Annotated in this window: 11 protein-coding genes; 7 read left to right on the forward strand and 4 right to left on the reverse strand. The window is 45.4% G+C overall.

Annotated features, from left to right (window positions below; genetic code table 11):
• Positions 1-9 precede the first annotated feature (9 nt).
• Entirely contained in the window at positions 10-1,155 is a 1,146-nt protein-coding gene (locus VF412_RS11475) for a metallophosphoesterase (protein WP_331339385.1), read from the reverse strand.
• Positions 1,156-1,258: 103 nt separating this feature from the next.
• Between VF412_RS11475 and VF412_RS11480 the strand changes: the two genes are divergently transcribed.
• From VF412_RS11480 to recA, 6 genes are all read left to right on the forward strand, one after another.
• Positions 1,259-2,917 carry an AMP-binding protein gene (locus VF412_RS11480; RefSeq protein ID WP_331339386.1) on the forward strand — a complete coding sequence of 553 codons (1,659 nt, stop codon included), beginning with the start codon at positions 1,259-1,261 and terminating at the stop codon, positions 2,915-2,917.
• Positions 2,918-3,076: 159 nt separating this feature from the next.
• Positions 3,077-3,388, forward strand: coding sequence for a KH domain-containing protein (locus VF412_RS11485; RefSeq protein WP_331339387.1), 312 nt, complete (start codon positions 3,077-3,079; stop codon positions 3,386-3,388).
• A gap of 182 nt (positions 3,389-3,570) precedes the next feature.
• On the forward strand, positions 3,571-4,356 hold the full coding sequence (locus VF412_RS11490; RefSeq protein ID WP_331339388.1) for a substrate-binding periplasmic protein: 786 nt from the start codon (positions 3,571-3,573) through the stop codon (positions 4,354-4,356).
• A 109-nt stretch (positions 4,357-4,465) separates the two neighbouring features.
• Positions 4,466-5,173: a phosphatidylglycerophosphatase A gene (locus tag VF412_RS11495; RefSeq protein ID WP_331339389.1), complete on the forward strand. Its 708-nt coding sequence runs from the start codon at positions 4,466-4,468 to the stop codon at positions 5,171-5,173.
• A complete protein-coding gene (locus tag VF412_RS11500; protein ID WP_331339390.1) occupies positions 5,174-5,659 on the forward strand; it encodes a CinA family protein in 486 nt (161 codons plus the stop codon). It begins immediately after the preceding gene.
• 92 nt (positions 5,660-5,751) lie between these two features.
• Complete coding sequence (gene recA / locus VF412_RS11505) at positions 5,752-6,882, forward strand: recombinase RecA (RefSeq protein WP_331339391.1); 1,131 nt, start codon at positions 5,752-5,754, stop codon at positions 6,880-6,882.
• Between the two features lie 152 nt (positions 6,883-7,034).
• Here the strand turns inward: recA and VF412_RS11510 are convergent, their stop codons facing one another.
• The 3 genes from VF412_RS11510 to VF412_RS11520 form a co-directional block, all read right to left on the reverse strand.
• Positions 7,035-7,949 (reverse strand): hypothetical protein, encoded by a 915-nt coding sequence (locus tag VF412_RS11510; RefSeq protein ID WP_331339392.1) that lies wholly within the window; start codon positions 7,947-7,949, stop codon positions 7,035-7,037.
• A 124-nt stretch (positions 7,950-8,073) separates the two neighbouring features.
• Positions 8,074-8,622 (reverse strand): hypothetical protein, encoded by a 549-nt coding sequence (locus tag VF412_RS11515; RefSeq protein ID WP_331339393.1) that lies wholly within the window; start codon positions 8,620-8,622, stop codon positions 8,074-8,076.
• A gap of 56 nt (positions 8,623-8,678) precedes the next feature.
• The gene (locus VF412_RS11520) at positions 8,679-9,164 is read right to left on the reverse strand and encodes a glutathione peroxidase (protein ID WP_349259005.1); all 486 of its coding nucleotides are present in this window, start codon (positions 9,162-9,164) and stop codon (positions 8,679-8,681) included.
• 154 nt (positions 9,165-9,318) lie between these two features.
• Here VF412_RS11520 and VF412_RS11525 point away from each other — a divergent pair, with 154 nt between their 5' ends.
• Positions 9,319-10,623: a hypothetical protein gene (locus VF412_RS11525; RefSeq protein ID WP_331339394.1), complete on the forward strand. Its 1,305-nt coding sequence runs from the start codon at positions 9,319-9,321 to the stop codon at positions 10,621-10,623.
• The last annotated feature ends 34 nt before the right edge of the window (positions 10,624-10,657 follow it).

The raw sequence follows: 10,657 nt of genomic DNA on the forward strand, positions 1-10,657 counted from the left end.
GGGAGGGAGTCATGCTTTTTTCAGAGTAATTACAGTGAGTTCGCAGTACGTCCCTAAGCGCAAACTAGGTCCCCAATAACCGGTCCCCTGATTGACATAGAGCTGCATGCCGTTCACTTTGTACAGACCTTTCGAGTAACGCTCGAAAAATCCAATGAGCAAGTTCCACGGGAAGAATTGTCCACCGTGAGTGTGTCCAGATAACTGGAGGTCGTAGCCCTTGGTGCTTGAAACCTTGATCAAAGATGGCTGGTGGGAAAGCAGAATTTTAAAACTTCCCGGCTTCAATTGAGAAGCCAGCTTATCAAAGTTGGGCTCTTCTTTATGGAAGGTGTGGGATGCGGGGTCTGGAACGCCCGCGATTTGCAGCGATGACCCGTTGATTTCGACCTCTGTCGCTTCGTTAATCAAAATCTTAAAGCCAATCTTATTAAAAGCCTCTAGTGCCTGATCGACGTTCCAATAGTATTCGTGATTGCCCGGAACATAGAAGTTCCCCAAACCTGCGCGCATTTGCGTGAGTAGTTCAAACTCTTTTGGGTGGCGAGACGCTTGGCTATCTAAGATGTCGCCCGTATAGACTATAAGGTCAGGTTTGATGTGATTTACGCGCTTCACAAGCTTTTCGATAAAATTGACTGGAACGCTTGAGCTGATATGCAAATCCGTGATGTGCATCACGCGCAGATCTTTCAAACCGTCTGGCAGATTCGAAAAACGAAGAGTGACATTCTTAATTCTTGGACCCGAGCGGACAACCATATTGCCCAGGAGGATCAAGATAAATGGAAGAAGAAGCATGATCCACAACGAATCCGCATTATACAAAACCGTCACGTCAAATGATGGCACCGAATAACTTGCAACAAAACTTGCAATATCTCGAATGATCACAAAACTAAGAAGGAAGTTGATATAAGCCATTCCAAAATGAGCGCCACCGAAAAGACGATCGTGCCAAGGTTTGTGTTCAAGACGACGTTCTGACCAGAAGAACAACGGCATTGAGGCAACCAAGGCAAGAATCGCTAAGACGAACAAGTTCGCCAGAAGCACTTCCCACAATGGAAGGCCCGCAAATCTTGTGAGTTGATGAGTGACATAGACAAAGACGACAACGAAAAGACCTAATAGGATGACTCTAAAAATGCCCATGAGATCTTTTAGCATGCCCTGAATGCCTTTGCACAGAATTCTGCGAAAACACAAATCCAACAATAAGCGGCAGAATGTTAGTCTGAATCTGGCGGAGGTACCCATGAATATGCGTGGCGGTTTTGAACAAGCTCGTGATTTCTTAATCCTTCATCGTGCTGATTATGAACATGCTTACAATCACTTCGCATGGCCTCAATTAGACAACTTCAATTGGGCTTTGGATTACTTTGACGTCATGGCAGACGGCAATGAAAACACAGCCTTATGGATCATCGATGAAAACGGCAAGGAAGAGAAATACAGCTTCGCCGATATGTCTCAACGCTCGAATCAAGTCGCAAATTATCTAAGGAAATTGGGAGTCCATAGGGGTGACGGCATTCTGGTCATGCTAAAAAATGAAACGGCCTTATGGGAAATTATGCTCGCCGCAATGAAGTTAGGAGCCATTATTATCCCATCAAGTCCTTACTTGTCGGCAGCAGAGTTAGAGGATCGCCTGCAACGCGGAAACGTTCGCATGGTTGTGACAAACAAAGAAAATGGGGATCGCTTCAAAATCGATTCAACATCTGCAATCGCACTGATCGTCGACGGAGCTAAAGAGGGTTGGCAAGATTATGCTGATGCCACTCGTGAAAGTGTCGATTTTGAAAGTGGCGAAAGAACGAAGGCGACAGATCCATGCTTTCTGTACTTTGCCTCTTCAACAACGGCGAAACCCAAACTTGTTCAGCATTCTATTCAAACGGCAACAGTGGGGCATCTTTCAACGATGTACTGGATGGGACTTCGCCCTGGCGATATTCACTTGGGTGTAAGTTCGCCGGGTTGGTCGATGCATGATTGGAATAATTTTATTGCTCCGTGGAATGCAGAGGCTACCATCTTCGTTGATCGCTTAAGTCGCTTTGACGCAAAAATCCTTCTCGATACGATGGAGCATTATCGCATCACGACCTTCTGTGCGCCACCGACGGTGTGGCGTCGTTTGTTGCAAGCTGATTTGAAAAATTCCCGCGTCTCGATCCGTGAAGCACTGAGTACAGGGGAGCCACTCACCGATGACATTGTTCAACAAGTGAAAGAAGCTTGGGGAGTAGAGATTCGCGACGGTTATGGCCAGACTGAAACGACAATGATGATCGGTGTGACTCCTGGTGAGTCCACTCATTCCGGTTCCTTGGGCAAGGCTTTGCCCGGTTACCAAATTCGTTTATTCGACAGTGATGGACGTGAAGTCAAAGAAGGGGAGATTTGCGTGATCTCGGAAATTCTTTCGACAAGTCCTTATCATTCCGGAGATATTGCGAAGCTTGATGACCACGGTCACTATTCGTATGTAGGCCGAACCGATGATTTATTTAAATGCTCGGATTATCGTGTAAGTCCTTTTGAAATCGAAGCCGTTCTTAAAGAATATCCAGCAGTGCGCGATGTCGTTGTGATTCCAAGTGCAGATCCAGTTCGTTATGCAGTTCCGAAAGCGATTGTTGTGCTCGCTAAGGATATTGAGCCATCGAAAGAAGTTGCAGTGGATATTATGAATTTCTCTCGATCGCGATTGGCTCCGTTTAAACGTGTGCGCAGAGTGGAATTTCATGATTTATTGAAGAGTGAAGAAGGCCTTGTTCTTAGGAATGAGTTGATAAAAAGAGAACAAGAAAAACGGACAAGTAATGACAAATCTCAATACGAATTTTGGGAAGAAGATGCGAGAGCGACTCTCCCTGAAACATGGGCCCAAGATCTTCCTTAACAAATCATGAAGGATTACTCGATTGTTATTTTTTAGACCTTTTTCCAGGACGGATTACTTTAGTTCGATGTCCACCTGACCGATTAATACAACAGCAATTTTGTATTAATCGAAAGGTCGATGTTTATGTCAGGGGATAAGGAAGTTAAAGTAGTTAAAGTGGCACGCTTTCCTGAAACCACCCTCTCTAAATCAGATGAGGCTGCTAATGAAGTGGCTCGCGAGAAGGGACGTACATTTCTTCATGCAATTCTGTGTGAGATTATGGATCACCCTAGCGATATCTCGGTAACGTATACGGTGGGCGATCGCACAACAATTTATAAAGTGGATTGTCACCCTAAAAGCTTAGGTCAGTTGATCGGAAGCAAAGGGAAAAATATCAGCGGAATTCGCGCTGTGATCTCTGCTATGATGGCTCGAAAAGGAATTCGCGCGATCGTAGAAATCCCGTATATAGAGCAGGACTGATTTACACTTCGACTTCGCCGAATGAGGGGACGTCTATTTTGGGGTCTCTAGATTTCCTGGCTTATAACTTAAGTTCTAATCTTTAACAGCTTCTTAACTACTCTAAATCATTAGCGATTTAGCTTGTGGCCGCAAAATTTTTATTTTTGTCTTTAGAGCTTCATTGGCGTAACACAATACTCATGAAGCTCTTTTTGTCTCTGGTTACTTTGATCTTTGTTGTTCCAAGTATTTCTGCAGCGGAATCGAAATGCGAGGCTCGTTATCGCGTTGGTTTGAGTGTTGAAGCTCCATTTTACGAACTTGCTGATAATGGCAAAACCTCTGGATTGAGTTACGAACTTATTAAAGAGCTCGAAAAGCACACAGGTTGTACTTTGAATCAAGATCCTCTTTCCATTCAAAAGGCCACGACAGAGTTATCTCAATATCGTTTGGATTTTTATGCATTTTCAGCTGAAGTTCCGCAGTGGAATGAGCACGCGAATTTCGACAAGGTCTATTCTTCAAGTCGCATGGTCGTCGTGGAAAAGAAAGCTGCGGGTAAAAACAAATCTGTCGCGGACGTTCTTAAGGATCACTCTATCAAGATTACGGCGGCGGTGCCGACAGTGATTTCTGAAGCCGAGAAAAAATCTTTGATTGCGCAAGGTCGTTATATTGAAGCTTCAAATTTGGAAGCGGCTTTCAAACTTCTGAAAGATAAAAAAGTTCAAGCTGTCATCGGCACACCCGTGTTGAGTCGCTATCATCTGAAGCTTTTAAATCTGAATAATGAAGTCAGAGTCTTTCACGACACAAATACTTTGATGCCGATTGGAATTTATAGTTCCAAGAAAAGAATTTCTGCCTCTGAGCGTGAACGCTTTAAAAAAGCATTGAAGGAAATGGTTGCTGATGGATCTTTACGAAAAGTTCTATCGAAATACGTCGACGCCAGTGATATCGAGCAATTTTATAAATTCTAGTTTGCGGATTGAGTTTAGAGATATATGCGAAGCTCTCAAGAAGTGCGAGTCTTCAAAGTGCACTTCATCGAGTAGAGAGCTTCGCTGTATTAGATAAATCAATCTCTTGGTGAGTTACTTCTTGTCCGAAGGCAATCTCGTCCGTGACGGCTCCAAGAACAAAGAGAAAAACAATCCAGCGGATCATCATTGTAACTCCCCCAAGAGTGGGCCCAGTATGGGGAAGGTGAGCCCTGAAGTCGAATCGCTAATTTTGATGTCTCCCATAAGAATAACTCGCCATGACGCTAATCATTTTGCATTGCATGGCAAAAAGGTACGGCGTACCTCTTTAAGCATGAGAAACTTCCTCAAAAAGGTGGCTACATTTTTTGGTGTTGGACTGAGTCCGAAAGCGCCTGGAACGGTGGCGACTGTTGCGACAATTCCTCTTGTGGTGCTGTTAAGTTGGGCGGGGCCATTGGTTTATATGGCAGCGATTGTTGTGCTGCTCCCTGTCGGAATTTTGGCCGCAGAGATTTATGAACAAGACAAGGGTGGTCATGATCACAGCGAAATCGTGATCGATGAGGTTGTTGGCTTCCTGATTACAATGGTTTGGCTGCCTATGACATGGCAGGCCATTTTAATCGGATTTGTGCTGTTCAGATTGCTGGACATTACGAAGCCTTTATTCATAGGATATTTAGATAAGAAGATCCAAGGAGGTCTTGGCGTCATGATCGATGACATCGCGGCAGGCATTGTTGCTAGTCTCATCATGCAGGTTCTCTACACCCGTACCAATTGGTTGGGCTCTCAGATACTGGTTCCGTAAATGGCCGTACGAGACGAGAAACTCCAAGAACTTATTCGATCCCTTCGCGACCAAAAACTCACAGTGGGTTTTGCGGAAAGTTGTACTGGAGGTGCACTTTCGGCTTTTTTAACAGAGCAAGCAGGCGTGTCCGACATATTTCTAGGCTCTGTGGTTTCTTACTCTAACGAGGCGAAGGTGGATCTTCTGGGGGTCCGTCGAGACACTCTCATGCAAGAGGGTGCGGTGAGCGAGTCAGTCGCTCGTCAAATGGCGCACGGAGTGCGTCGACAGCTGAAAACCGATTGGTCTGTGGCAATCACAGGCATCGCAGGTCCGACTGGTGGAACACCAACGAAACCTGTGGGCACTGTATGTATTGCTATTGCTGGGCCTGACTTTGAAGACTCGCGAAAGGAATTCTTTTCGGGAGATCGCAAAGGCATCCAGCAGGCATCCGTAGACTATTCTGTTCGTTGGCTGTGTGAAGTTCTCGGCAGGAAATAGAAGTAAGTAGCCCCCGGCTGCTAGATTATTAATAACAATATTAGCCAGAAATGGTTGCGTTGTGGCAGGTGCCACAAGGAGAGGGAACACAGATGGCAAATGCTACTGTAGACAGCAAAGCAAATTCAGAAAAATCAAAAGCCTTGGAATTGGCAGTTTCGACTATCGAAAAGCAATTCGGTAAAGGTTCTATCATGCGTTTGGGCGCCAACGAGTCTTTGGTTAAAGACGTTGAGGCTATCAGCACTGGTGCATTGAGCTTGGATATCGCTCTTGGTATCGGTGGTCTTCCTAAAGGTCGTATCGTTGAAATCTATGGTCCAGAGTCTTCTGGTAAAACAACTCTTTGCTTGTCAGTTATTGCTCAAGCTCAGAAAAAAGGCGGCACAGTTGCATTCGTCGATGCAGAGCACGCTTTGGACGTTAACTACGCTCGTAAATTGGGCGTGAACACAGAAGATCTTTTGATCTCTCAACCGGACACTGGTGAACAAGCGTTGGAAATCACTGAAACTCTTGTTCGCTCTGGCGCCATCGACGTATTGGTTGTCGACTCTGTAGCAGCCTTGGTTCCTCGTGCAGAGATCGAAGGTGACATGGGTGATTCTCACGTAGGTCTTCAAGCTCGTTTGATGTCTCAAGCTCTTCGTAAATTGACTGCGGCGATCAACCGTTCAAACACTCTTGTTATCTTCATCAATCAAATCCGTATGAAAATCGGTGTGATGTTCGGTAACCCAGAGACGACAACTGGTGGTAACGCGTTGAAATTCTACTCTTCAGTTCGTTTGGATGTACGCCGTGTTGGCGCTATTAAGAATGGCGAAGATGTGACTGGTAACCGTACTGCAGTTAAAGTTGTGAAAAACAAAATGGCTCCGCCGTTCACTAAAGTTGAATTCGACTTGATGTACGGTGAAGGTATTTCTGAAGAAGGTGACTTGCTAGACTTGGCAGTGACTGCGAACTTCGTTGAAAAATCAGGCGCTTGGTTCTCTATCAATGGTGAGCGCATGGGCCAAGGCCGCGATGCTGCGAAACAATTCTTGAAAGAACACCCAGCATACATGACGGAACTTCGTAGCAAAATCTTGGCTGCGAATGGTATCGGCAAACTTTTGGTAGATGCTGAAGGCAACAACGGTGGTGAAGACCATGAAGGCACTGAACCAGTTGAAGCAGAAGAAGCTGCACCTAAGAAATCTAAAAAAGGTAAGCACTAGTCCGCGAACGCGGGCAGTGCCGGAGCGTCGATCGGCGCGAAGGCTGAAGCGACTTTTTAAAACTAAAAACCCGCAGTGTTCCTGTGGGTTTTTTATTGCAGAGAGGAGACTTGCTTCAAAAGTACTAATAGACAGAAGAAAATGGAATACTATTACCAAGTAAACTTAGTTCCATCGATGGTAAAGACTAAAGGTTCTACGGGTTTTGTCGTGTCCTTGAGTTCGTCAGCGCGCACCTCGGGATAAACGCGCATCTCAACTGCATCTTGAGAAACTACGAAGACAATTGGATTAATTTGGGCAGCGTTGCGAATCGTGAATTTTTCCATCGAGTTGCTCGAGACATGGTCCAAGGGTTGTCTCTTAAAATAATATTTGTCCGTCAGATTTTGCAGAAAACGATCTTGGGACTTACTCGAAGCGATTGTATCAATATCTGAAATATGCAGAATCGCGCGACCATTGAAGAAGCTGCCGTAAAATACCAAGCGCCACGTTCTTGCATCATAATCGGTATAAGTCTCGCGATGAATTTCATTTTGCACCCAGCGAAGGAAATGCAGGACATCGTGACCACTGTACTTAGTTAGAATTCCTGTTTTAGCTAAGCTTAAGCTTAAATAAGCATCATAGATTTCAACTGGCGATTTTCCCTCGACAATGCGCTTTTTGAAAAAGCTAATAGGATCTAGAGTTCGAGAAACAATCAGGTCCAAAACGCGTTTTGTGTGCGAGTACTCTCGGTCTTTATATTTATTGAAGCTAACGTCGCGATAGATAGTGGTAACAAGTTCTAAAAGTTCATCTTTCTGTTCGGGGGAGAGTTTCGCTAAAGCGTCGGAAATGCCGTCGAAATTTTTATGCGATATTTTTTCAATTGGCAGATTTAAGCGTTGAGCAATTTCGGCTTTCCACTGTTTCAGTTCATGCCCCTGTAATCTGGAGTCCGTATAAAGTTCTGGAACTGTAAACAAACTTTCGCAGCGATTGGATACGCTTTGTCCAGCTTGGACGTAAAATGGCAATGCAGTGAAGATAAAAGCAAATTGAACAAATCGGCGAATCATAACTGTTCCTCTTGCAGAGAGGTAATACATGATTCATGCCCTGTCTCATTGCGAGATCCATGGGTGGAAATAAAAAACCCACTCTGTCGAGAGTGGGTTTGGATTGTTCAGATTGTGTTAGGAACTAGCGAGAGAAAGTGCCGTACACATAAACCGGATTTTGCTGCCAGTTGCATACTTGCGAAGGCGGCACATTTGGTGGGGCACCTGGTGTCCAAGTGCACACTTGGCGTTGATCGATTCTTTGAAGGATCGAGACATTCAATTTCACAGAGTTGCCATTTTGTTTGATGTCGATCTCTGCTTCACGACCACTGATCATCAAGCTGCATGCCCCAGCATTGAAAGCAAACTCAACACCAGAAACCTGTGGATTGCTGTTGCTACCTTTCAAATAAACTTTTTGAAGATCACCAAAGAACGAATGGCAGTTGTTATTCAAGATATCGTCGCCACCTTGAGCATTGCGATAAGTGACCACTGGCTTATCCCCTTCGATAGAGATCACAAGTTCACCGGCAACTCCATTGAATTTGCCTGTATAAACACCTTCGATTTTCTTAGCTTGAGAAAGATATCCGCTTGGGATTTTACCATCTTTAATGTCGACTGTTTTGCAACCTGCAACTGCCAGCAACATCGCGCCAGCCGCAAGAACTCTTGATAATTTCATAGAATGCCTCCGCCTATACTGAATCATATTCACAGGCAGAGGCAGGATTCAAACATTTAGCTAAGTGCTTTCTGCACGTCGTCTACGATATCTTCTGGTTTGTCATTTGGGGCATAGCGCTTAAGAACTTTGCCGTCTTTACCAATTAGGAATTTAGTGAAGTTCCATTTGATCATTTCTGTCCCTAAGATGCCTGGAGCTTCTTCCTTCAACCATTTGTACAAAGGATCCGCGTCGCTGCCATTGACGTCGATTTTTGCCATGACAGGGAAGGTGACTCCGTAGTTGAGGCTGCAGAATTGCTGGATTTCAGAGTTGCTGCCGGGTTCTTGTGAGCCGAATTGATTGCAGGGGAAACCCAAAATCATGAAACCCTTGTCTTTGAATTTTTCATAGAGCTCTTCAAGGCCCTTGTATTGTGGGGTGAATCCGCATTTGCTGGCGACGTTGACGATCAATACGGGATGTCCCTGATATTTATCAAGAGACACATCAGAACCGTCTGCTGCTTTGACTTTGAAGGAATGCATCGTTTGACTCATTTGAGAAACTCCTTTGAGTGAATCTTTACTGCAATTTCGAGATAATAATAACTATAAATCACCTCAGCGTTCCATATTAAAATTAGGAAACTATTCTCAAGGCAATACGTCTTTGTGTTTAGCCCCTCATGTTTTATGCCGATAAAACTATCATATGGGGAATTCGGGAATTTTGGGTATCTCTATATTCATAATGTTCTCGGCATCGGTCGTGACTGCGGGGCAGTCCGACGTGGCGTCATCAGGCGCCAACACTTCCGCAACGGCCATGACAACGGCGCAGTGTTTGGCGCAGATGTCTCAGTTAGTGGAAAAGTGTACAGCCCAAGAGGATTCAACTTCGCACTCGTGCAACGACAGTGAAGATCCGTCATTGAATAGCACCATCAATACTTTGCAACAAGCGGCTTTGGTTTTAGGGCAACAGACTGCTTCCAGTGTGCAGGCGGCGTGTTCAAAGATGGCAAGTCTTTCTGAGGCAGCAAATGCAGCAGTCGCAGCTTATCAGGCGAACTGTTCGTCAGCGATCAACTCATGCAACTCTTTGTGTGCGACGGCTGTGAGCTTTTGGAATAAGCAAAAGGCTTGTGTTGAGCAAATGAGTGCAACGACTATGGGGCCACCTCAAACTCCACCGACAACTCTTTATGATAGTGCGAAAGATTCGATGAAGACTTGTCAGGGGTTTAACGTCAAAGCTCAGCAAGCGCAACAGGCCGTGCAAAATTATGCATCGACTGCGGCAAATGCGGCTCACTGTTCGGATAGCTCCAGCGGAACTGGTGTGACCGCGACATTGTGTCAACAGAATCCAAATCTTGTGGGATGTGCTGCGATCAACATGGATTGCTCGAATGCAGCGATGGCTTCCAATAAAGTTTGCATTTGTTCGAAAAATCCAAATGATCCAACATGTCTTGCCACGCAGAGCTCGAGCAATTTAGCCAGCAGTGGCGCAGATCCAGCATCAAAGCTAGCGACCTCTGCCGGAGGAGATTTCTCTGGGGATCTCAATGGAATTCCGGATCCTGCCCAAGGAGCAATGCCCACCAGTGCAGATGATGCAGCCACTGATGGAAAGCAAGGTACGGGAGTGACTTTCGGAAATTCTAATGGTGATTCTGCAAGTGCTTCAGGAAAGAAATCCGCAACTGCAGATAAAGAGGCTGCCAATAGTCCTGACGTGAGTGTTGGATTTTACGGTAGTGGCAGCGGTGGATCTTTCGGAGGTTATGGCCGCGATTCGGGTGGATCTTCTCAAGGCCTGATGCGAAGAATGGGGGGAGCCTTGAGGAAGCGTGCCGCAGATTTGCGACAATTTTTACCTGGTGGCCAACTCGATCCTCGACGAGGATTAGCTGGCGTTTCAGGACCTGATGGAATCACAGGTCCGAACTCTAACATTTGGGAGAAAATCCAAAATCGATATCAGGTGGTGCAACCGACACTGATGCCTTGATGTGTGTCTCATATCGAGACAGGCTCTGATCTTA

This window comes from Bdellovibrio sp. (assembly GCF_036384735.1).
GTDB lineage: Bacteria > Bdellovibrionota > Bdellovibrionia > Bdellovibrionales > Bdellovibrionaceae > Bdellovibrio.

What these genes read in the sequence shown, in the direction of transcription:
- VF412_RS11475 (WP_331339385.1), bottom strand. Translation starts at nt 1,155, where the DNA reads ATGGGCATTTTTAGAGTCATCCTATTAGGTCTTTTCGTTGTCGTCTTT.
- VF412_RS11490 (WP_331339388.1), top strand. Translation starts at nt 3,571, where the DNA reads ATGAAGCTCTTTTTGTCTCTGGTTACTTTGATCTTTGTTGTTCCAAGT.
- recA (WP_331339391.1), top strand. Translation starts at nt 5,752, where the DNA reads ATGGCAAATGCTACTGTAGACAGCAAAGCAAATTCAGAAAAATCAAAA.
- VF412_RS11510 (WP_331339392.1), bottom strand. Translation starts at nt 7,949, where the DNA reads ATGATTCGCCGATTTGTTCAATTTGCTTTTATCTTCACTGCATTGCCA.
- VF412_RS11520 (WP_349259005.1), bottom strand. Translation starts at nt 9,164, where the DNA reads ATGAGTCAAACGATGCATTCCTTCAAAGTCAAAGCAGCAGACGGTTCT.
- VF412_RS11525 (WP_331339394.1), top strand. Translation starts at nt 9,319, where the DNA reads ATGGGGAATTCGGGAATTTTGGGTATCTCTATATTCATAATGTTCTCG.
- VF412_RS11480 (WP_331339386.1), top strand. Translation starts at nt 1,259, where the DNA reads ATGAATATGCGTGGCGGTTTTGAACAAGCTCGTGATTTCTTAATCCTT.
- VF412_RS11515 (WP_331339393.1), bottom strand. Translation starts at nt 8,622, where the DNA reads ATGAAATTATCAAGAGTTCTTGCGGCTGGCGCGATGTTGCTGGCAGTT.
- VF412_RS11500 (WP_331339390.1), top strand. Translation starts at nt 5,174, where the DNA reads ATGGCCGTACGAGACGAGAAACTCCAAGAACTTATTCGATCCCTTCGC.